Genomic DNA, 21,106 nt, shown 5'->3' with positions numbered 1-21,106 from the left:
TCCGCCAGTGTTGTGCCCATGACGAGGATATTCGCTGGGTGCCCGTTCTGACGCCAGAGGCGCGGCGGGAATCAAACCACCTCTTTATTTCTACCCTTAGCGAGGGATCTTCGACATGGCCAACTTTCGGGCGAAGCGCGCCCATGCTTTCAAGCAACAACACGGGCAGTGCTTCTACTGCCAGCTTCCAATGTGGCTCATAGACATGGCCACGTTTGCTCGCCAGCGCGGATTCACCATGCGTCAGGCCATGCACTTTCGTTGTACCGCAGAGCATCTGGTGCCGCGATGCGAAGGAGGAGGAAACATTCAAGAAAACATCGTTGCTGCATGCTGGTGGTGCAATACCCGCCGACACCATTGCAAGCATCCGTTACCGCCAGCGGAATTTCATGCGTACGTGATCAGGCGTATTCGCACAGGCCGGTGGCACGATCGAACGCTTGTAAGGTCTGCACCGAGGGTGTGATCACCGACGATTGATCGCATCCAATCGCACAAGGAAAACCACGATCTGGAGGATGGGCTCAACAGAAGCGGGGGCAGGCTCACTTATTCCGCTCGCATTGCGGCAGCAAGTGAACTTGGCCCCGTTCTCGCCAATATCTTCAGCAATCCCCTAGGCCACAGAAACCTGCGGCACTTCCTCGCCCATTTTGCGGAGGTAGTGATTCTCGTGCCCGACTGCCTTAAGCAAGGCACGCAACTTGCCCATGTAGTAGTCGATGTCGTATTGCGACCAATCGATGGGCGGACCATTGATCCCATCTTTGTGCGAACCCCGATTTAGGTATCGCTCAAGAGGCGTGAACTTATTCGAGTGATCAGCAAGAGCCAAGCATTTCAGAGCATTGGCTAGGTCAGCGGTACCAGCTGTGAAAGTAAAAAACTGTTCGAGAATGCACCGCATGGTATTGGGCACGACTTGGACGGGGGCCTTGTTATCTCGCGCATCGCGCAGCACCTGCCACAGCGCATCGTAATCGTTCATGAGCGCCAAGGGGTCGAGTGCCACGACCGCTGAGTAGTCGTTCTTCTGAACCCTGAGCAGCTGACACTTGGCTGCTGCCTTCTCTAGCGATCCACCGGCAAGTTGGTAGATAAGTTCGTGGAAGAAAAATAGATTATGGGTAAGAACAATCACCTGCCTCACCTTGGGCAAGCCGGCCAAAGGCTTGATCAGCTGGTGTTGGATGATCGTCGCTACGTCATAGATGTAGTTCTGTGACAGGCTGGAGATCGGATCGTCAATCACGACAATCGTCTTGCTCACCTCAACATTCCCGGCCTCTTCATGCGAGCCCTTGATCAGCTCGATGAAATAGAGGAAGGAGATAAGAGTTTTTTCGCCTTCACTGAGAGACTGAGCGCTGCAATTGACGTCATGCGGCCTTGCTAGGCAATACAGGTGACCATCCCCATCTTTTCTCGTGATCCAGAACGATGTGATCCCCATGTCCTGTAAGCGGGCATTTATGGCTTCGACGGATGCATCGACGCCAGTTTGTTGGCCGCGAAGCTCGGCCAGGCGAAGCGTGTTGGCAGCGATGCGTTGCTCCAATTCGACATTGCGGGCCTTCACAGCCGTCAACTGTGCCTCTAGCGGTGCAAGAGCCGCATCGTGGGCTGCATACGCCTCTACGCGATCCGCCTGCAAAACCCCGTAAAACATCTTCCTGATATTGGCGCGCTCACCGCTGCGGTCAAGGATCCGCTTGTTGAAGTCATCCACCTTCGCTTTCAGTGCAGCCAAGGCATCTCTCATGGGCTGGTGATCGGCAACCGCGATTTTAATCGCGTTACTGGGCTTGGCCTGCTTGGTGCGCATCAAGGACAGGCTGGCTTTCATCTGGCCTTCCAGCTTGCTCCAAGCCAGCTCCAGTCCCGTCTCCTTCGTAATCGGATCGTCAAACACGCCGCTCATGCGCTCTTGCAGCTGCTCCAGACGCAACGCGTAGTTCGACACCAGCCCGGCGATCTTGTCGATCTTGAGCTTCCGACCACCTTCAAGCAGCTTGGCCAACTCATCCTCGAAATCGTGGGGCAACCGTTGCTGGCAGAACGGGCATTGCTCGTCCCACGCATAAGGCCGCCCCTGGTCGACCCAATCACCATTTCCCAACTTAGCGATGAGGGGAGCTAGTCGGCTGGCAGCTGACACCTCCACTGGATCCGCCCAGATGGCATCTTCTTCGATCTCTGCCAAGCCTGAGAGGTCGATCGGAGACACAGTTTTGCTAGCCTCAGTGCCAGATACATCTGCATAGCGCTGCTCCAACCGTGCGATGGTGTCCAGCTTGATGCCTTGGACTACCTCATAGGTCCGGAGATCATTGAAAAAGCCCTTCTTGTTCCTTCCATAGCCCTCCAGCATGCTCGCCAACTTCGTGGCCTTTCCGGTGCCATGGGCTTTCCAAATGTCGTCGATGCCGCGAGAGATCTCGTCATCGACCAACTTTTGCGCCACCTCAATCCGCCCGCGCAGCATCGTTACATCAATGTTCAGCGCTGCGTTCTCTGCGTCCTTTTCGTCGATATCCTTCTGCTTGGCAGTATCCACCTCACCGATGGTGAATATCCCCTGCATCGTCTCACCGATTACTCGGCCCGCGAACGCATGGTTGTAGACCAGATGACGAAACGGGCCAGTCCCCGTCGTCTCGACCTGACAGTGCGCAAATTTATCGTCTTGGACAGAGCGACCATGAACAACTTCTCCGATCGCTGATTTGCCCGCTCCATTCAAGCCGTAGATGAAGGTGGCCTGCTTGCCTGTATCGAAATCGATAGCTGCGAGCGTGGTCGGGTGAAAACTCTTGTAATTGTGGATCGAGATCTTCTTGATCATGCCCTTCCCCTGCAGCACCCAGCCCAGGTTGCCTTGACCAGCAACGTTTCCGTATTTATTGGTAGCCGATGAACACTGTGCCGGCCTTGTTTTCCAGCCGCGCCGCATCATCGGGGAGCGCCAGGCCATCGAATACTGGATCCATCCTATTCCCCACATCGCGCTCCGGGACAGCCACGACCCTGTTTGCTACTGACAACAAGCCTCAGGGTCAGAGTGCACTGTCGAAAAATCGACACCGCTCCAGACTTCGGGCGTTTAATCACTCGGAGCTAACCACCCGAGTCATGATGATGTCGCGCTGCGGATCGCTTCCGACAGCAAAGATGTGATCGCCCACTTCTGCGAAGCCCCACTTCCTGTAGAAAGCGATGGCGCGGGGATTGCGCTCCCACACCCCCAGCCAGACCTGGTCGGCGCCGGAAGCCCTGGCTAGTGCCATGGACTCGGACATGAGCTCCTGCGCGATGCCCTTTCCGTGCCACGCCTCGCGGACATACAGGCGCTGAATCTCGACGGGCCGTTCGGCCTTGATGCAGTCGGGGGTATGTCCCCAGCGAAGCTGGGCGAATCCGACGAGTTCGCCATCGTGCTCACAGACCAGGGTCGCCATTTTCGGGTCCGCGATTTCCCGCCCCTGGATGGCTTCGCTGTAATGGCTCGCGCAATGCAGGTTCATGTCATCAGGCGTGTTGGTCGCCTTGAAGGTGTCTCGAAACGTCAGCTCCGCCAGTTCGGCGAGACGCCGTGCGTCGGATGGTTCGGCTGGGCGAATGACGGGCAAGGTCGACTCCTGGAAAGCGCCTGATTGCATGAAGAAATCGGGGGCATAGTGCACTTTTTTTGAAGAGCCCACACTTGCCCAAGCCTCCTGTTTTGGTGGGCCTAGTCGGTCGCTGAGTGCGTGGCGTGAACTTCAGTGATCGCGCCATTCTTGATTTTCAGAGCCAGGACGCTGGACACATCGTACCCAGCCTCCTTGCCAAGGTACGCGTAGTACACGACGGAATCCGGGGCCTCATTGGGCTTACCGAGGGCAGCCTCCACGAAACTCTCGGTACTGCCGAGCGAAATGCCGTGGTCGGTCGTGGCGATGGCAGACGGCGCGCCGGCAATGGCGGGGCACATCGTTTCCGCACCAACATTTCCGGGCTCTCGCCTTACAACAAAGCCATCAATGTACTGCTTCCCTCCAAGTTCACTCGACGTAAGCCAAAGGCGAGCGTGCATCGCTGGAAGCGTGTAGCAAACCCACATCTGAAACCCGCCGGCGTCACCGCGTTGCCCCACAGGGGCGCTCCCGAGGTGAGCGGCAACGTCTTCGAATGTGGTTTGCTCGAGCTTGATACCGAACGCGCCGATCGTGATTCCCGTGACAGGCTGAGCGACAACCGGACCTGGCTTGATGTCCGGGACAGGCCAAGGCGGCGGCACCACGGGACCCGCGGCGTGGGCAATTCCGAGAACCAGGCTCAATGCGAGGAACGACGCTTTCATGATGCCCAACGATGGAGTGGAGGGGCGGCTTGGTCGTCTGGCGAAAATGGTGGCGAGCTCACCCATTTTCGGAATGGGGTCGGGTTCATTCAGTTCGCTCGGAACGCCGCGGCAAGTGAGTCTAACCCCGTTCTCCACACACCTCACCCCAGGATCCCCGGATTCAGATGCCACACGGCGAAGTTCAGCGCCGCGGCGAAGCTGACCCAGCACAGGTACGGCAGCAGTAGCGCGCCTGCCAATGGGCGCACGCGCCAGAAGCTGATCAGGGTGGCTGCGATCAGCAGCCACAGCACGACGATGTCGGCGAAGGCCAGGGCGCCGTGGTGCCAGGCGAAGAACAGCCAGCTCCACAGCGCGTTGATCGCCAGCTGGAGCACGAACAGGGTGAGCGCGCTGCGCTGGCGGCGCCAGCCGCCTTCGCGCCAGACCAGCCAGGCGGCGATGCCCATCATCGCGTACAGCGCCGACCACACCGGGCCGAATACCGACGCGGGCGGCGCCCACGTGGGTTGCACCAGCTGCTGGTAGAAGCTGGCGGCCTGCACCGAGGCCAGCGCGCCGGTCGCCGCGGCGGCGAAGCTCAGCAGCAGCCAGCCGATCAGTCCAACGATCTGCTTCATGCCTGGCATGCGTTTCTCCCGGTCATGCAGTTGGTTACGCAAGCGGCGGCATTCCGGATCCACGGGTTCGTGCGGACGCCGGTGGCCCGGCGTGACATCCGCTGCCGGCACATGCATCCAGCGGAGCGTTTCTCCCGTATCTGTCATTGAACCGCTGACAGGCATGTTTCCATGGCTACCCCCGAACCGATCCTGATTGCGCCGCGCCGCCGTGTCGACCCCTCGACCACGGGCGTGGCCGGTGGCGCCGGCCCGTCGCGTTCCTGGCTGGTGCGCGGCGTGCGTCGCTGGTTCGACACCAGCGCCACGGGGGAGATCGACGCGAGCCGCGAGGACCGCATCGACTGGCTGCGCGCAACGCCGTTCGTGGCGATGCACCTGGCCTGCCTCGGCGTGATCTGGGTCGGCGTGTCGCCGGTGGCGCTGGGGGTGGCGGCCGTGCTGTATGGCGTGCGCATGTTCGCGCTGACCGGGTTCTACCACCGCTATTTCTCCCACCGCACGTTCCAGACCTCGCGCGCGGTGCAGTTCCTGTTCGCCCTGATCGGTGCCTCCTGCGTGCAGCGCGGGCCGCTGTGGTGGGCGGCGCATCACCGCCGCCATCATCGGGTGACCGACACGCCGGCCGACCCGCATTCGCCGGGCATCCACGGCTTCCTGTGGAGCCATGTCGGCTGGTTCCTGACCCCGCGCAACTTCCGCACCGACCTGGCGCGGGTGCCGGACCTGGCGAAGTATCCGGAGCTGCGCTGGCTGGACCGCTTCGACATCGCGATCCCGCTGCTGCTGGCCGTCGGCATGTACGGGCTGGGCGTGCTGCTGCAGCACGCGGCGCCGCAGCTGGGCACCAGCGGCGGCCAGATGCTGGTCTGGGGCTTCTTCGTCTCCACCATCGTGCTGTTCCACGCCACCGTGACGATCAACTCGCTGGCGCACCGCTACGGCAGGCGCCGCTTCGAGACCAAGGACAATAGCCGCAACAACGTGTGGCTGGCCCTGCTCACGTTCGGCGAGGGCTGGCACAACAACCACCATTTCTTTCCCGGCTCCAGCCGCCAGGGCTTTCGCTGGTGGGAGGTCGACCTGACCTGGTACGGCCTGAAGCTGATGGCGGCGCTGGGTCTGGTGCGCGGGCTCAAGCCGGTGCCGGCCTGGGTGCTGACGAAGGCGAGGAGCTAGGTCATGCGGATTGCCGTGGTGGGATCGGGCATCGCCGGGCTGGCCTCGGCGTGGCTGCTGTCGCGCAAGCATGAGGTGACCCTGTTCGAGGCGAACGACTACTTCGGCGGACACACCCACACCCACGACGTGGAGCAGGCCGGCCGGCGCTATCGCATCGACAGCGGCTTCATCGTGCACAACCCGGCGCACTACCCGCTGCTGACCCGCCTGTTCGGGCAGCTCGGCGTGGCCTCGCAGCCGACCACGATGAGTTTCTCGGTGCACAGCGAAGCGAGCGGACTGGAGTACAACGCCGCCACGCTGGACACGCTGTTCTGCCAGCGCCGCAACCTGCTGTCGCCGCGTTTCCTGGGCATGGTGCGCGACCTTGCGCGCTTCTATCGCGAGGCGCCGGCGCTGTTGCTGCAGCGCGACGACCTGACCAGCCTGGGCGAGTACCTGGAGCGGCACGGCTACGGCGCGGCGTTCCGCGACGAGCACCTGATCCCGATGGCCTCGGCGCTGTGGTCGTCGCCGGCCACGCAGATCCTGCAGTTCCCCGCGCGCTACCTGGTGCAGTTCATGGCCAACCACCAGATGCTGCAGATCAGCGGCCGCCCGCAGTGGCGCGTGGTGGAGGGCGGCTCGGCGAGTTATGTGGCGGCCTTGCGCGCGCACTGGTCGGTGCACGAGCGGCTGAACTGCCCGGTGCGCTCGATCCGCCGCGGCCCCGACGGGGTCGAGCTCGACAGCGCCGCCGGCCTCGAACACTTCGAGCAGATCGTGCTGGCCTGCCACAGCGACCAGGCACTGGCGCTGCTGGCCGATGCGAACGAGCGCGAGCACTCCGTCCTGGGCGCGATGAGCTACCAGGCGAACGAGACCGTGCTGCACACCGACGCCAGGGTATTGCCGCGGCAGCGCAAGGCCTGGGCCGCGTGGAACGTCTGGCTGCCGCGCGATCGCGACGCCGCCTGCACGGTCAGCTACTGCATGAACCTGCTGCAGGGGATCGAATCCCCCGAGCCGTTCGTGGTCAGCCTGAACCGCAGCGACGCGATCGACCCGGACAAGGTGCTGGCGCGCATGCGCTACCACCATCCGGTCTATACCCAGGCAGCGGTCGGCGCGCAGACGCGCAAGGCCGAGATCCAGGGCTGGCGGCGCACCTGGTTCGCCGGGGCGTACTGGGGCTGGGGTTTCCACGAGGACGGCATGCGCAGCGCGGTCGAAGTCGCCGCCGCGCTGGGCGTGCACTGGCCGCTGCATGGCGGCCCCCTCGCGCCGATCGACATGCACCGGCAGGAGCTGGCGGCGTGACCGTCCGGCCCGCCACCGCGAAGCTGCAGTTGGCCAGCGCCGTCTACGAGGGCGTGGTGCGCCATCGCCGGCATGCACCGCATGCTCATGCGTTCGAATACCGCATGGCCCAGCTGTACCTGGACCTGGACGAAGTCGACCGGGTGTTCCGGCAGCGCTGGCTGTGGTCGAACGAGCACCGCAACATCGCGCAATTCCGTCGCCGCGACTACCTCGGCCCGACCGACCTGCCGCTGGCCGAGGCGGTGCGCCGGCGCGTCGAGCAGGCCACCGGCCAGCGCCCCACCGGACCGATCCGGCTGCTGGCCCATCTGCGCTATGCCGGCCTGGTGTTCAACCCGGTCAGCTTCTACTACTGCTTTGCGGAAGACGGCGAAGCCCTGGTCGCGGTCGTGGCCGAGATCACCAACACGCCGTGGAAGGAGCGCCACGCCTACGTGCTGCCGGTCGAGCACGCGCAGATCCACGGCCGCGCGCTGCACTGGACGTTTCCCAAGACCTTCCACGTCTCGCCGTTCATGCCGATGGACTGCGAGTACGACTGGCGCTTCACCGTGCCGGGCGACGACCTGCGCGTGCACATGGACGTGAAGCGCGAAGGCCGGCGCGCGTTCGACGCCACGCTGACCCTGCGGCGCCGGCCGCTGACCGGCGCGGCGCTGGCCCGCGTGCTGTGGCGCTACCCGCTGATGACCGCCCAGGTGGTCGGCGCGATCCACTGGCAGGCGCTGCGCCTGTGGCTGAAGCGCAACCCGGTCCACGACCATCCCGCGCCTCGCTCCCCTCGCCCCGATCGAGAACATACGCACCGAGGTTCGCCATGAACGACATCGTCGACACCGCCGACTACGAGACGCCTGCCTTGGGCGGCTTCGACCGCTTCCTGCGCCAGCAGCTGATCGGCCAGATGGCCGGCCTGCGCCATGGCCGTCTGCTGCTCGAGGACGCCTGCGGCCGGGTCGAACTGGGCGAGCCGGGGAGCGACCTGCAGATCCATCTGCAGGTGCTCGACCCGGCCTTCTATCGCGCCATCGCCCAAAACGGCAGCGTGGGCGCGGGCGAGTCGTTCATGGACGGCCACTGGCGCTGCGACCACCTGGTCGGGCTGATCCAGTTGCTGGTGCGCAACCGCGACCTGCTAGACGGCATGGAGAGCGGTCTGGCCCGGCTCGGCGGCATGGCGATGCGCAGCTGGCACGCGCTGCGCCGCAATACCCGCCACGGCAGCCGGCGCAACATCGCGGCGCACTACGACCTGGGCAACGATTTCTTCAGCCTGTTCCTGTCGCCCGACCTGATGTACTCCTCGGCGCTCTGGACCGATCCGGCCGACACGCTGGAGACCGCCTCCACCCGCAAGCTGGAGCGGATCTGCCGCAAGCTCGAGCTGCAACCGAGCGACCGCGTGATCGAGATCGGCACCGGCTGGGGCGGTTTCGCCCTCCATGCGGCACAGCACTACGGCTGCCACGTCACCACCACCACGATCTCGCACGAGCAGCATGCGCTGGCCAGCGAACGGGTGGCGGCCGCCGGACTCGAGGACCGCGTCACCCTGCTGCTGGAGGATTACCGCGACCTGCGCGGGCAGTACGACAAGCTGGTCTCGATCGAGATGGTCGAGGCGATCGGCGCGCCGTACCTGGACGTCTATTTCGAACAGCTGGGCGCCCTGCTCAAGCCCGACGGCCTGGCGCTGGTGCAGGCGATCACGATCGAGGACCACCGCTACACGCAGGCGTTGAAGTCGGTCGACTTCATCAAGCGCCACGTGTTTCCCGGCAGCTTCATTCCGTCGATCCATGCGCTGCTGGCGGCGAAGACCCGCGCCAGCGACCTGGCGCTGACCCAGCTGGAGGATTTCGGCCACTCCTATGCGCTGACCCTGAAGGCCTGGCGCAGCCGCTTCATGCAGCAGCTGGCCCAGGTGCGCGCGCAGGGTTTCGACGAGCGCTTCATCCGGATGTGGGAGTTCTACCTGGCCTATTGCGAAGGCGGCTTCCGCGAGCGCTCGATCGGCGTGGCGCATCTGCTGCTGGCCAGGCCCGGCCACCGCCGCACGGCCGTGCTGCCCGAAATTCCGACGACTGGCGGATCGCCGGCATGAACTTCTGGATCAGCCTGATCGGTTACCAGCTGGTCTGGTTCGCCTGCGTGATCGGCGCGGGCCACGACCTGGTGTGGCCGGGCCTGCTGGGGTTGGCGCTGTATGCCGCGTGGCAGTTGAGCTGTTCGCCGTCGCGCGTCACCGACCTGAAGCTGATGGCCGCGGCGCTGCTGCTCGGCAGCCTGCTCGACGGCGGCCTGATCCATTTCGGCGTGGCCCGCTACGCCACCGCGTGGCCGCTGGCGTCGTTCGCGCCGGTCTGGATTCTCGCGCTGTGGGCCACCTTCGCGCTGACCTTTACGCAGTCGCTGACGTACCTGCAGACGCGCCCGGGGCTGGCCGCGCTGCTGGGAGTGATCGGCGGCCCGCTGGCCTATCTGGGCGCCGCCCGCGGCTGGCACGTGGTTAGCTTCGCGGCTCCGGCCTGGCACGCCCTGCTGTGGCTGGCGATCGGCTGGGGTGTCGCCACGCCGTTGCTGGCGTGGCTGGCCCGGGCCGGGTCGCGAACGCCCACGCTGAATCCGCTGCCGCTGCAGGAGCGCGCGTCATGAACCCGTGGTGGTCACTGCTTGCCGTGTGGCTGTTGGCGGCAGCGATGATGACGCTGGGCTGGCAATGGCAGCGCGTTCGTGGGAACGCCGGCATCGTCGACGTGCTGTGGGCCGCCGGCGTGGGCGGCAGCGCGGTGGTGCTGGCGCTGATCGGCGACGGCGCCTGGCCCACCCGACTGGCGCTGGCCGTGCTCGGGGGTGCCTGGGGCATCCGTCTGGCCGTCCATCTGTGGAAGCGCGTGCGCGGCGAGCCGGAGGACGGCCGTTACCAGAACCTGCGCGCGCATTGGCGCGGCGACCAGTGGAAGTTCTTCGCGTTCTTCCAGTTCCAGGCGCTGCTGATCGTGCTGTTCGCGCTGCCATTCCTGGCGGCGGCGCGCAATCCCGATACGTCCGGCCTGTGGTTGCCGGCCGCGCTCGCGATGTGGCTGCTCGGCGTAGGCGGCGAGTCGATCGCCGATGCCCAGCTGGCCCGCTTCCGCGCCGATCCGGCCCACCGCGGCCGCACCTGCCGCGACGGCCTGTGGCGCTACTCGCGCCATCCCAACTATTTCTTCGAGTGGCTGCACTGGTTCGCCTATGTCTGCCTCGCCGTCGGCTCGCCGATCGGCTGGCTGGCCTGGTCCGGTCCGGTCGTGATGTATGTGTTCCTGCGCTGGATCAGCGGCATCCCGTTCACCGAAGCCCAGGCTCTGCGCAGTCGCGGCGAGGACTACCGCGCCTACCAGCGCAGCACCCCGATGCTGATTCCATGGTTTCCGAAGAGGACCGCACGATGAACATTGCAGCGAACGCCGGCACCGAACCGGCGCAGGAGCGTCCTGCGTCCGGACTGCTGGGCATGGCCGAGCGCGGCCACCTTCCCGATGCGCTGCTGCGCCAGGGCATCCGCCGGCTGTGCGCGCAGCGCCTGCGCGAGGAACAGGCCGGCGGCCTCGATGCGCAGGCCGCGCGTTTTGCCGAGCGGATCGAGATGCTCAGGCACAGTCCGGTGGCGATCCACACCGACGCCGCCAATGCGCAGCACTACGAACTGCCGCCGGCGTTCTTCCAGCTGTGCCTGGGCAGGCGGCTGAAATATTCCAGCTGCTATTACCCGCGCGGCGACGAATCGCTGGAGCAGGCCGAGAACGCGATGCTGGCGCTGTATGGCGAACGCGCCGAACTGGCCGACGGCCAGACGATCCTGGAGCTGGGCTGCGGCTGGGGTTCGCTGACCCTGTGGATGGCCGAGCGCTATCCGAACGCGCGGATCAAGGCGGTCTCCAACTCGAACCAGCAGCGCGAACACATCGAGGCGCAGTGCCGCCGGCGCGGCCTGTTCAACGTGCGCGTGATCACCGAGGACGTGAACCAGCTGGCGCTGGAGCCGGCGCGGTTCGACCGCTGCGTGTCGATCGAGATGTTCGAGCACATGCGCAACTACGCGACCTTGCTCGGGCGCATCGCCGGCTGGCTGCGCCCCGGCGGCAAGCTGTTCGTGCACATCTTCGCGCACCGGACGGCGATGTATCCGTTCGAGACCGACGGCGACGACAACTGGATGGGCCGGCACTTCTTCACCGGCGGCCTGATGCCCGCGTCCGACACCCTGCTGTGGTTCCAGTCGGCGCTGAACATCGAGCGGCGCTGGCACGTCGACGGCACGCATTACCAGCGCACCGCCAATCAGTGGCTGGCCAACCAGGACGCGAACCGCGAGCGCGTGATGGAGGTGCTGGCCAAGGCCTATGGCCGCCCATCGGCGCCGTTGTGGTTCCAGCGCTGGCGCATGTTCTGGATGTCCTGCGCCGAGCTGTTCGGCTACGCCGACGGCCAGGAATGGCTGGTCGCGCACTACCGCTTCGTGCGGCCCTGACCCCGACGATCCACGGAGAACCCATGAACCTGCTCAAGCTCATTCCGCTGCTGGCCTGCGCCGTGCTGCTGGCATCCACCAGTGCCTGCGCCGGCACCCTGCCGCCGATCAAGCCGGTGGCGCATGTCGACCTGCCGCGCTTCATGGGCGACTGGTACGTGATCGCCACCATCCCCACCCGCTTCGAGAAGCATGCCTACAACGCACTGGAAACCTACAGCCTGACACCCGATGGCCAGGTGGCCACCTCGTTCCACTTCCGCGACGGCTCGTTCGACCAGCCGGTCAAGAGCATCCACTCCACCGGCTTCGTGAAGCCGGACAGCGGCAACGCGGTCTGGGGCGTGCAGGTGTTCTGGCCGATCAAGGCGCAGTACATCGTGGCCTGGCTGAAGGAGGACTACAGCCAGGTGATCGTCGCCCGCGATGCCCGCGACTACACCTGGATCATGGCGCGCACGCCCAGCGTCCCGGCGGCCGACTACGACCGGCTGATGGAGAAGGTGAAGGCGCTGGGCTATCCGATGGACAAGATCCGCAAGGTGCCGCAGGCGTGGCCCGAAGCCGCCCCCTGAAGCAGGCGCCCGGCCCTTACTTCCTGGCGCCGAGCTCCGCCAGCAACTGCAGCTGCAGCTCCTGGATCTCCACCAGCCGATCCCACTGGTGCGACAGCAGGTGATCGACCTTCTCGTGCAGGTGGCGGATCTCCAGCTCTGCTTTCAGGTTGATCTGGTAGTCGTGCTGGGAGCGCACCCGGTCCTTCGCCTCCTGCCGGTTCTGGCTCATCATGATCACCGGCGCCTGGATCGCCGCCACGCAGGACAGGATCAGGTTGAGGAAGATGAACGGGTACGGATCGAGCGGGCGTATCCACAGCGTCAGCGAGTTCATCCCCACCCACAGCAGCAGGAAGACCGCGAACCAGCTCAGGAACGCCCAGCTGCCGCCGAAGGCGGCGATCCGGTCGGCCAGCCGCTCGCCGTACGTCCACTGCTGCTCGAACGCGGAGTCCACATCCGTGGCCAGCAGCTCGTGCTCCTTGAGGCTGCGCAGCACCTGGGTCTCCAGCGACGACAGCTCACCCTTCTCCGAGGCCAGCAAGGCGTGCACGTAGCGTCCGCGGAATTCGGTGAGGCAGGCGCGGCAGATGAACTTGCCGGGCGCCCAGTCCGGCACCGCCTTGAGGATCTCGGCGGCGATCTCCTCGCGCACCGTCTCGGCCGCGACCAGATGGGCAGTCGAGAATGCCTTGCCGCAGACCGCGCAATGCTGCTGGGGGAGTTTGCTGGAAACCATGTCGCGCCATCCTTCACCGTGGATCCGCCGGCGAGGCCGTCGCCGCTGTCTTCAGTGTGCCCCACAAGCCGGCGCGCCGACCAGCCGGACGGTGACGACAGTTCCTGCGCAAGCCGGACGCGGGGCGGACCCCCCATGCGATCCGCGACATCACGCAATCGAAAGGCGCCACTCGGGCGCCTTTCGACTACCCGGAACGGCCTGACTCAGCCGCCCTTGATCGGGAAAGTCTTCGCGTTGCCGGCGGCCGAGGTCGTGGCTGCCGGCCTGGCCTGCTGTCCGGGCTTCAGCCCGGCCGTGCCGCACTGGTAGGCGCCCCATGGCTGCGAACCGTCGGTCGGCTCGGCCAGCGGCTTGATCGTGTCGGCGTGCATTTCGGCGGCCTGGTTGCGCGCCAGCACTTCCAGCTCGTCGCGCACGGTGATGGTGTTGCGGTCGACCGGACCGACGTGGTCCATCACCGACACGGTGACCTTGCCCAGCTGGCGGCAACCGGAAACGTCGCCGCTCCAGGCGGTACGCACGTTCTTTGCGCCTTCGTCCATGGTGATGCCCCAGCTGCAGGCGTTCAGCAGCAGCACGGGGACGAGCAACAACAGGGTCTTGCGCATGGGTGACTCCACGACGGTGACTTGGATGAAAGAGGCCGGGCCGTTGCCGACCCGGCCTCCATCCTAACGCGGCGACGGCAACCCGTCCCCCAATGGATCCGAAACGCGCGGTGGCGGAACTCGCCCACCCCGCGCACGAATTCACTTCGACGCGTTCACCGCCCCGGCGGGCATCGCCTGGTGGGCCACCACCGGCTTGCCGTCGGCATCGAGCACCTGCACGGCGCCGAGCTTCAGCGCGCGGATCGGCGCCTCGATCTTGCTGAGGTCGCCCACGATCACCCAGGTCAGCTGCTGCGGCCTGATCACCTCTTCGGCCGCGGCCTGCACCGCCTTGTCGCTCTGCCCTTCGATACGCGACTTCAGCGTCTGCACATAGTCGTCCGGCCGCTTGTACAACGTGATGTTCTGCATGGCGCCGAGTACTGCCCCGATGGTCTGGTACTCGCCCGGCATCGCACGGATGTCGTTGTGCTTGATCTTCTGGATCTCGGCCGCGGTCAGCGGTTTCGGCCCGATCACGCCATCGACCTCCTTCAGGGTCTCCTCGATCGACGGCGCGGTCTTGTCGGTCTGCACCGGCGCGTAGAGCATGAACGGGCGCTGCCCTTGCGCGTTCTGCAGGAAGCTGAAGGCGCCATAGGCCCAGTGCTTGTCCTCGCGCAGGTTCATGTTCAGGCGCGAGGTGAAGGTGCCGCCGAACGCGCCGTTCATCGTGCCGATTTCGAGGTTGTTCTCCGCTTCAGTCGACGGCGCCACTTCGCCGGCGAGAATCACCGATTGCAACGATCCCGGGCGATCCACCAGGTACACCCGCGCCTTGCCCGGGTAAGCGACCTTGGCGATATTCTTGTGCGGAATCTTTCCCGCCGGTGCCTTCCAGTCACCGAATACCGCGTTGAGCTGCGGCACGATCTTCGCCAGCGTGGTATCGCCGGCCACCAGCAGCGTGGCGTTGTCCGGGCGGATGAAGTCGCCCACGAAGTCGCGCATGTCGCTGACGGTCAGCGATTTGATCGACGCTTCGGTGCCCGTACCGGTAAACGGGATGGCATAGGCGTGGCCCTTGCCGTAGAGCAACGGCGGCAAGGTGCGCAATGCCATGCTGATGGGTTGCGACTTCTCCTGGGCGATGCCGGCCAGCCACTGGCCGCGCAGCCGCCAGATATCGCCTTCGCGGAAGGCCGGGTGGCGCACGATGTCGGCAAACAGCTTCAACGACGGCACCAGCTTGTCCTCCAGCGAGTTCAACGAGGCGTCGCAGTAGTCAAGCCCGCAGCCGCTCATGATGTAGCTGCCCAGCCTTTCGCGCTGCTTGGCGATCTGGATCGAATCGAGATCCTGCGTTCCCTCGTCGAGCATGGCCATGGTGAAGCTGGAGGTGCCCAGTTTGCGACCCTGGTCGGCAGCGTAGCCGGCGTCGAACAGCATCTGCATCTGCACCAGCGGCACAGCGTGACGCTCGGCCAGCACCACCTTGATGCCATTGTCGAGAGTCGCGTGCTGCAGGACCGGGAACTTCAGGTCGGGGAAAGCGGTGACGTCGGGCACGCCGGTGCTGCGATCGACCGTGCTCTTGACCGTGTGCCAGGCCTGCTTCGGCGGCATCACCGGCTTGGGCGCGCCGGGTGCATCGCCCAGGCCACCGGTGGTCGCCACATCGGCCGTGGAGGCTTTCTCGCCCTTGGCCAGCGGCGACACCGTCAGGGTGTAGTCGCCGCGGCTGAGCCACTTGCGCGCCGCATCGCGCACTTGCGCCGGGGTGGCCGCCATCATCTGCGCCAGATCCCTGCGCCAGGCGCCCGGATCGCCTTCATACACCTGCGAGGCAGCCAGCAGGGTCGCCTTGCCGCCGAAGCCGCCCACCTTTTCGATGCGGCGCACGTAGTACCCGCGGAACGAGGTCTTGGCCCGCTCCAGTTCGTCAGCAGTCGGACCGTTCTCGAGGAAGTCTTTCCAGACATCAGCGACCGCGGCGTCCACCTTGGCCGTATCGACACCCTTCTTGACGTCCACTTCCAGCTCGAACTGGGAAGCCAGCTCACCGCTGTTCTGGCTTACCGACACATCGTCGGCCAGCTTGTCCTGATAGACCAGGCGCTGATACAGCCGCGAGGCCTTGCCGTTGCCCAGCACGGTGGCGGCGAGGCTCAGATAACCATCCGCCGGCGTGCCATTCTGCGGCGTGTTCCATTCGCGGTAAACGTGCACCTGGGGCACGTCCATGCTCATGCTGCCCTCGGTGGAGGCCTCGCGCGGGAAGACCCACGGCTGCTGTCGCGCTACCGGCGGCCCGGCCGGAATCTCGCCGAAATACTTGAGCGCCTTGGCCCGCGCCTCGGCCGGAGTGATGTCGCCGACCATCACCAGCGTGGCGTTGGCGGCACCGTAATAGGTGCGGAACCAGGTCTTGAAATCGTCGATCGACGCGGCGTTGAGATCCTTCATCGAGCCGATCGTGTCGTGATGGTAAGGATGGTTCAGCGGATAGGTGTTGGCCTCGATATTCTCCTGAACGCGCAAGCCATAGGGCTGGTTCTCGTCCTGCCGCTTCTCGTTCTGCACCACACCGCGTTGCTGGTTCACCTCGTCCTGGCGCAGGCCGTCGAGCAGGTAGCCCATGCGGTCGGACTCCATCCACAGCGCCATGTCCAGCGCGGTGGTCGGCACGGTCTCGAAATAATTGGTGCGGTCGTTCGCCGTGGTGCCGTTCATGCCGGTGGCACCGACCTTCTCGAACGGCTGGAAGTAGTTGCCGTCGTGGTGGCCCGAGCGCTCGAACATCAGATGCTCGAAGACGTGGGCATAGCCGCTCTTGCCGATCGGCTCGCGTGCCGAACCCACGTGATACCACATGGCCACCGCGACCACGGGCGCCTTGTGATCCTCGCTGACCACCACGGTCAGGCCGTTCGGCAGGGTGAAGCGGCTGTAGGCGAGATCGGGGATCTGTTGCGTCGCGGGAGCATGGGCAGTGGCCCCGGCAGAAGCGAGGGCCAGCGGCATGCCGCCGGTCAGGGCCAGCAGACCGGCAACGAGCAGGGCGAGCGGTTTCCTTGTCACGGTGAACCTCCTGTTTCACGGATGAGTCCGGGCAGGCTAGCGGCCCGGCCCGGGCTCCGCAAATGACTTGCGGCAGGGACAGGCATCTCTTCCGGACGGCGTGTCCGGTTGTCCGCTCGCCCACGGGCAACTGTCCGCGGACAGCGTCCGGTCGCGCGCGACTTTCAGGAAAAATAATCGAATCAACGGATTGCAGGGCACCAGGGACTTGGCACAGCGCTTGCTCCATTGAGCAGCGGAAGCCCCCTTCACCCCTATGGAGACCCGATCATGAAATTCGAAGCATTGATGTTGCGTGGCCTGTTCCTCGCCTGCGTGACGGTTTGCGGCCTGATCCTCGGCGCCATGCTGACGACCACGCCGTCGGGTGCGCACTTCGCTGCCAGCAACAGCGTCGCGGCGATCCTGCTGGCCGCCCCCAGCAGTTGCGCGCTGCCGCCGGACGGCGTGGTCTGTCCGCTGGCCGGTGGCTGAGCAACCGCCGCATCGTTGCCCGGACACGCGATAATGGCCGGATGCTGCATGTCATCCTGTTCCGTCCCGAGATCCCGCCGAACACCGGCAACGTGATTCGCCTTTGCGCGAACACCGGCGCCTCGCTGCACCTGATCCGTCCGCTCGGTTTCGAACTCGACGACGCCCGGCTGCGGCGCGCGGGACTGGATTACCACGAATATGCCCGCCTGGCGGTGCACGACGACCTGGCCGGCTGCCTCGATGCGATCGGCACGCCACGCGTCTTCGCCTTCACCACCCGCGGCACGGTCGCCCATGTCGATGCGCGGTTCGCCGACGGTGACGCGCTGCTGTTCGGTTGCGAAACCGCCGGCCTGCCCGAAGACGTCCTCGCAGCGATACCCGCGGCGCAGCGCCTGCGCCTGCCGATGTGCCCGGACAGCCGCAGCCTGAACCTGTCGAACACGGTCGCGGTGGCGGTCTACGAGGCCTGGCGCCAGCTCGATTTCGCCGGTGCCGCGGCGGTCTGAGCGGGCCGGCCGGGCTACAATCGCCGGATGAACGCCGCCACTCCCAACTCCTGGTTGCCGCAACCGCTGCGCAAGCTCGCTGGCCGAGCCCTGCAAACCGCGCTTAACCACACCCTGTCGCTCGATCCGGATACGCAGCAGCGGCTGGCCGCACTGAACGGCCGCAGCGTGCAACTGCATCTGCGCGGACCGGAAATCGCCCTGGCGGTGACCGTCGACGAGGGTCGCCTGCAGGTCGGGCCGCCGCTCGAGGGTAGCCAGCTGCGCGTGGCCGCCACGCCGGGCAGCCTGCTGGCGATGATGTTCCGCCGCGACGACGACGGCATCGCCCCGGGCAAGGTGGAGATCGCCGGCGATGCCGAACTGGCCCGTCGACTGGAAAAGCTGGCCAGCCGCTTCGCTCCGGATTTCGAGGAGGCGTTCGCCCGCACGTTCGGCGACGTGCTGGGCGTGCCGCTGGCGAAGGCCGTGCGCAAGGGCCTCGCGCATGCGCGGGAAACCGCCGCGCATCTCACCGAGGACAGCGCCGACTGGCTGCGCGACGAAGCGCGCGTCGCGCTGGCGCCGGGCGAGGTCGAGGGCTTCCTCGATGGCGTGGACAGCGTGCGCGAGCGCAGCGAGCGGCTGGAATCGCGCGTGCAGCGACTGGCCCGGCGCCTGCAGGGCAACGCCGCGTGACGCCGCTGAAGGTGGTGCCGCGACTGCTGCGGGTCGCGTCGGTGTTGCTGGCCTGGCGGCTCGACGAACTGGTCGACGCCACCCATCTGTACCGCCCGCTGAAACTGCTGCGGCCCTTGCTGGCGCGACCCCGCGCCAACGTGGCGCAGCTTTCGCGCGGCGAACGGCTGCGCCTGGCGCTGACCGAACTGGGCCCGATCTTCGTCAAGGCGGGCCAGGTGCTGTCGACCCGGCGCGACCTGATCCCGTTCGACATCGCCGAGGCGCTGAGCCTGCTGCAGGATGAGGTAACCCCGTTCCCTGGCAGCGAGGCGCGCGCCATCGTCGAGCGCGAGCTGAACGCATCGACCGACCGGCTTTACGCTCACTTCGACGAAACCCCGCTGGCCTCGGCCTCGATCGCCCAGGTGCATGCCGCCACCCTGCATGACGGTCGCGAGGTGGTGGTGAAGGTGCTGCGCCCGGGCATCGACGGGCAGATCGCCCGCGACGTACGGCTGCTGCATTCGCTCGGCGAGCTGGCCCAGCGCTGGCATCCGAACGCCGACAAGATCCGCCCGCTCGACGTGGTCGCCGAAGTCGAGAAGATGCTGGAGAACGAGCTGGACCTGCAGCGCGAAGGCGCCAGCGCCAGCCTGCTCAAGCGCAATTTCGCCAGCGGCGTCGATCTGTACGTGCCCGCGGTCCACTGGGAGCTGACGGCGCAGCGCGTGCTGACGCTGGAGCGCGTGCATGGCATCAGCAGCGACGACATCGCCGCGATCGACGCCGCCGGCCTCGATCGCAAGGCACTCGCCGCCAAGGGCGTGCGGGTGTTCTACGAGCAGGTGTTCCGCGACAATTTCTTCCACGCCGATGCCCACCCCGGCAACATCTGGGTCGACCCGGCGCGCCTGGACGAGCCGCGCTTCATCGCGCTGGACTTCGGCATCATGGGCTCGCTGCCCGAGGCCGACCAGTACTGGCTGGCACAGAACTTCATCGCGCTGTTCGAACGCGACTACGCGCGCATCGCGCAGCTGCACGTCGCCGCGGGCTGGATGCCGGCCGACGTGCGGCTGGACGAGCTGGAAGCGGCCGTACGCACCGTGTGCGAACCGTACTTCACCCGGCCGCTGTCGCAGATCTCGCTGGCCGAGCTGGTGGTCAAGCTGTTCCAGACCGCGCGGCGCTTCGAGCTGACCCTGCAGCCGCAGCTGATCCTGCTGCAGAAGACCCTGCTCAACATCGAGGGCGTGGGGCGCATGCTCGACCCGGAGATCGACATCTGGGCGGTGGCGCATCCCGTGCTCAAGCGCATCCTGCGCGAACGCTACAGCCCGCTGCGCACGCTGCGCGATGTGCGCAAGCGGCTGCCGGAGTGGTTGCACAACGCGCCGGAGTTCCCCGAACTGGTACGCGACGCGCTGCGCCAGATCGCGCGCGGCGAGCAGCGCAGCCGCAGCGACCCGCAAGCACTCGCGCTGCTGCAGGAGAACGCCCGCCGCCAGCACCGGCTGCTCGCCTGCGGTTTGCTGGGCGGTGCGCTGCTGGTTTGTGCGGCCCTGCTGATGACGCTCGCGCCGGAACATGGCATCTGGCCGTCGCTTTGCGCCGGCGTGGCCGGGTTGCTCGCGTTCCTGGTCGGCTGGCCCCGATCGCGCTGAAACGCCCAGACACGATGGGAGTTTCCGTGGGAGCGACTTCAGTCGCGACGCCTTTGCTCAACCACCCATCCAGAGCGATCGCGACTGAAGTCGCTCCCACCGTCGCAACCGCACCTATCCCGACGAACTCACATGCTTGAAATTCTCTACCAGGACGACGCGCTGATCGCGGTGAACAAGCCGGCGGGCCTGGCCGTGCACCGCTCGAAGATGGTCGGCAACGCGGAGGAATTCCTGATCGACCGGCTGCGCGAGCAGATCGGCGACAGCGTGTATCTGGCGCATCGGCTCGATCGCGCCACCAGCGGCGTGCTGCTGATCGCCCGCAGCAAGGACATCGCTGCCGCGCTGGGCGAACAGTTCATGGGCCGCGACGTGCACAAGCAGTACCTGGCGGTGGTCCGCGGCTGGCCCGACCCGGCCGAGGGCCTGATCGACTACCCGCTGCCCGGCTCGCGCGAGACCGGTCCGCGGCGCGAGGCGCGCACCGGTTTCCGGCGGCTGGCCACGATCGAGGTGCCGATCGAACTCGGCCGCTATCCGCAGCAACGCTACGCGCTGGTGCTGGCCGAACCGGAAACCGGACGTTTCCGGCAGATCCGCAAGCACCTGGCGCATGTCCATCATCCGGTGATCGGCGACTGCCAGCACGGCCGCGGCGATCACAACCGGCTGTACAAGCAGTACTTCGGCTGCCACCGCATGCTGCTGCACGCCTGGCGGCTGCGATTGACGCACCCGCTGAGCGGAGCGCCGCTGATGATCGAGGCGCCGCTCGACACGGCCTATACCGCGCTGCTCGAGCGGTTCGGCTGGCCGCAGCCACCCTACCCCGACCGATGCAGCGCAGCATAAGGCGCG

21 protein-coding genes are annotated in these 21,106 nt (G+C 65.9%); 14 read left to right on the top strand and 7 right to left on the bottom strand.

Annotation, left to right across the window (positions count from 1 at the left end; translation table 11 throughout):
• The first annotated feature begins 115 nt into the window (after positions 1-115).
• Positions 116-469 (top strand): HNH endonuclease, encoded by a 354-nt coding sequence (locus ACFPPA_RS01220; protein ID WP_377316470.1) that lies wholly within the window; start codon positions 116-118, stop codon positions 467-469.
• 150 nt (positions 470-619) lie between these two features.
• On the opposite strand, the gene ACFPPA_RS01215 is transcribed toward ACFPPA_RS01220, so the two are convergent.
• The 4 genes from ACFPPA_RS01215 to ACFPPA_RS01200 all read right to left on the bottom strand — a co-directional run bounded on the left by ACFPPA_RS01215 (position 620) and on the right by ACFPPA_RS01200 (position 4,977).
• A complete protein-coding gene (locus ACFPPA_RS01215; RefSeq protein ID WP_377316468.1) occupies positions 620-2,848 on the bottom strand; it encodes an AAA family ATPase in 2,229 nt (742 codons plus the stop codon).
• Between the two features lie 262 nt (positions 2,849-3,110).
• Positions 3,111-3,704 (bottom strand): GNAT family N-acetyltransferase, encoded by a 594-nt coding sequence (locus tag ACFPPA_RS01210; RefSeq protein WP_377316466.1) that lies wholly within the window; start codon positions 3,702-3,704, stop codon positions 3,111-3,113.
• Positions 3,705-3,733: 29 nt separating this feature from the next.
• Positions 3,734-4,345: a hypothetical protein gene (locus ACFPPA_RS01205; RefSeq protein WP_377316464.1), complete on the bottom strand. Its 612-nt coding sequence runs from the start codon at positions 4,343-4,345 to the stop codon at positions 3,734-3,736.
• Positions 4,346-4,488: 143 nt separating this feature from the next.
• The gene (locus ACFPPA_RS01200) at positions 4,489-4,977 is read right to left on the bottom strand and encodes a TspO/MBR family protein (RefSeq protein ID WP_377316462.1); all 489 of its coding nucleotides are present in this window, start codon (positions 4,975-4,977) and stop codon (positions 4,489-4,491) included.
• Between the two features lie 162 nt (positions 4,978-5,139).
• Between ACFPPA_RS01200 and ACFPPA_RS01195 the strand changes: the two genes are divergently transcribed.
• Genes ACFPPA_RS01195 through ACFPPA_RS01160 form a run of 8 tightly spaced genes read left to right on the top strand, consistent with a single transcriptional unit; the run spans position 5,140 to position 12,540 of the window.
• On the top strand, positions 5,140-6,147 hold the full coding sequence (locus ACFPPA_RS01195; RefSeq protein ID WP_377316460.1) for an acyl-CoA desaturase: 1,008 nt from the start codon (positions 5,140-5,142) through the stop codon (positions 6,145-6,147).
• Positions 6,148-6,150: 3 nt separating this feature from the next.
• Positions 6,151-7,449 carry an NAD(P)/FAD-dependent oxidoreductase gene (locus tag ACFPPA_RS01190; protein ID WP_377316458.1) on the top strand — a complete coding sequence of 433 codons (1,299 nt, stop codon included), beginning with the start codon at positions 6,151-6,153 and terminating at the stop codon, positions 7,447-7,449.
• Complete coding sequence (locus ACFPPA_RS01185; protein ID WP_377316456.1) at positions 7,446-8,273, top strand: DUF1365 domain-containing protein; 828 nt, start codon at positions 7,446-7,448, stop codon at positions 8,271-8,273. The genes ACFPPA_RS01190 and ACFPPA_RS01185 overlap by 4 nt, the downstream gene beginning before the upstream one ends.
• Positions 8,270-9,556: a class I SAM-dependent methyltransferase gene (locus ACFPPA_RS01180; protein ID WP_377316454.1), complete on the top strand. Its 1,287-nt coding sequence runs from the start codon at positions 8,270-8,272 to the stop codon at positions 9,554-9,556. The genes ACFPPA_RS01185 and ACFPPA_RS01180 overlap by 4 nt, the downstream gene beginning before the upstream one ends.
• Positions 9,553-10,107 carry a DUF2878 domain-containing protein gene (locus tag ACFPPA_RS01175; RefSeq protein WP_377316452.1) on the top strand — a complete coding sequence of 185 codons (555 nt, stop codon included), beginning with the start codon at positions 9,553-9,555 and terminating at the stop codon, positions 10,105-10,107. The genes ACFPPA_RS01180 and ACFPPA_RS01175 overlap by 4 nt, the downstream gene beginning before the upstream one ends.
• Positions 10,104-10,886 carry a DUF1295 domain-containing protein gene (locus tag ACFPPA_RS01170; protein WP_377316450.1) on the top strand — a complete coding sequence of 261 codons (783 nt, stop codon included), beginning with the start codon at positions 10,104-10,106 and terminating at the stop codon, positions 10,884-10,886. The genes ACFPPA_RS01175 and ACFPPA_RS01170 overlap by 4 nt, the downstream gene beginning before the upstream one ends.
• The gene (locus ACFPPA_RS01165; protein ID WP_377316448.1) at positions 10,883-11,965 is read left to right on the top strand and encodes an SAM-dependent methyltransferase; all 1,083 of its coding nucleotides are present in this window, start codon (positions 10,883-10,885) and stop codon (positions 11,963-11,965) included. Before ACFPPA_RS01170 ends, ACFPPA_RS01165 begins: the two co-directional genes overlap by 4 nt.
• A 23-nt stretch (positions 11,966-11,988) precedes the next feature.
• Positions 11,989-12,540, top strand: a complete 552-nt coding sequence (locus ACFPPA_RS01160) for a lipocalin family protein (RefSeq protein WP_377316446.1) — start codon at positions 11,989-11,991, stop codon at positions 12,538-12,540.
• 16 nt (positions 12,541-12,556) lie between these two features.
• On the opposite strand, the gene ACFPPA_RS01155 is transcribed toward ACFPPA_RS01160, so the two are convergent.
• The 3 genes from ACFPPA_RS01155 to ACFPPA_RS01145 all read right to left on the bottom strand — a co-directional run bounded on the left by ACFPPA_RS01155 (position 12,557) and on the right by ACFPPA_RS01145 (position 16,935).
• Positions 12,557-13,261 carry a DUF1003 domain-containing protein gene (locus ACFPPA_RS01155; protein ID WP_377316444.1) on the bottom strand — a complete coding sequence of 235 codons (705 nt, stop codon included), beginning with the start codon at positions 13,259-13,261 and terminating at the stop codon, positions 12,557-12,559.
• Positions 13,262-13,467: 206 nt separating this feature from the next.
• Positions 13,468-13,872, bottom strand: a complete 405-nt coding sequence (locus ACFPPA_RS01150; protein WP_377316442.1) for a DUF4156 domain-containing protein — start codon at positions 13,870-13,872, stop codon at positions 13,468-13,470.
• A 141-nt stretch (positions 13,873-14,013) separates the two neighbouring features.
• Positions 14,014-16,935: a M16 family metallopeptidase gene (locus ACFPPA_RS01145; RefSeq protein WP_377316440.1), complete on the bottom strand. Its 2,922-nt coding sequence runs from the start codon at positions 16,933-16,935 to the stop codon at positions 14,014-14,016.
• Between the two features lie 270 nt (positions 16,936-17,205).
• Between ACFPPA_RS01145 and ACFPPA_RS01140 the strand changes: the two genes are divergently transcribed.
• From ACFPPA_RS01140 to ACFPPA_RS01120, 5 genes are all read left to right on the top strand, one after another.
• On the top strand, positions 17,206-17,409 hold the full coding sequence (locus ACFPPA_RS01140) for a hypothetical protein (protein ID WP_377316438.1): 204 nt from the start codon (positions 17,206-17,208) through the stop codon (positions 17,407-17,409).
• 41 nt (positions 17,410-17,450) lie between these two features.
• Entirely contained in the window at positions 17,451-17,921 is a 471-nt protein-coding gene (gene trmL / locus ACFPPA_RS01135) for a tRNA (uridine(34)/cytosine(34)/5-carboxymethylaminomethyluridine(34)-2'-O)-methyltransferase TrmL (protein ID WP_377316436.1), read from the top strand.
• Positions 17,922-17,948: 27 nt separating this feature from the next.
• Entirely contained in the window at positions 17,949-18,599 is a 651-nt protein-coding gene (locus ACFPPA_RS01130; RefSeq protein WP_377316434.1) for a ubiquinone biosynthesis accessory factor UbiJ, read from the top strand.
• A complete protein-coding gene (gene ubiB, locus ACFPPA_RS01125; RefSeq protein WP_377316432.1) occupies positions 18,596-20,245 on the top strand; it encodes a ubiquinone biosynthesis regulatory protein kinase UbiB in 1,650 nt (549 codons plus the stop codon). Before ACFPPA_RS01130 ends, ubiB begins: the two co-directional genes overlap by 4 nt.
• A gap of 132 nt (positions 20,246-20,377) precedes the next feature.
• Positions 20,378-21,100 carry a pseudouridine synthase gene (locus ACFPPA_RS01120; protein ID WP_377316430.1) on the top strand — a complete coding sequence of 241 codons (723 nt, stop codon included), beginning with the start codon at positions 20,378-20,380 and terminating at the stop codon, positions 21,098-21,100.
• Positions 21,101-21,106: the final 6 nt, after the last annotated feature.

The sequence above is a fragment of the Rhodanobacter ginsengisoli genome (assembly GCF_042657065.1).
Lineage (GTDB): Bacteria > Pseudomonadota > Gammaproteobacteria > Xanthomonadales > Rhodanobacteraceae > Rhodanobacter > Rhodanobacter ginsengisoli.
The sequence above is the reverse complement of the archived record's forward strand: the minus strand, read 5'-3'. Positions and strand labels throughout refer to the sequence as shown.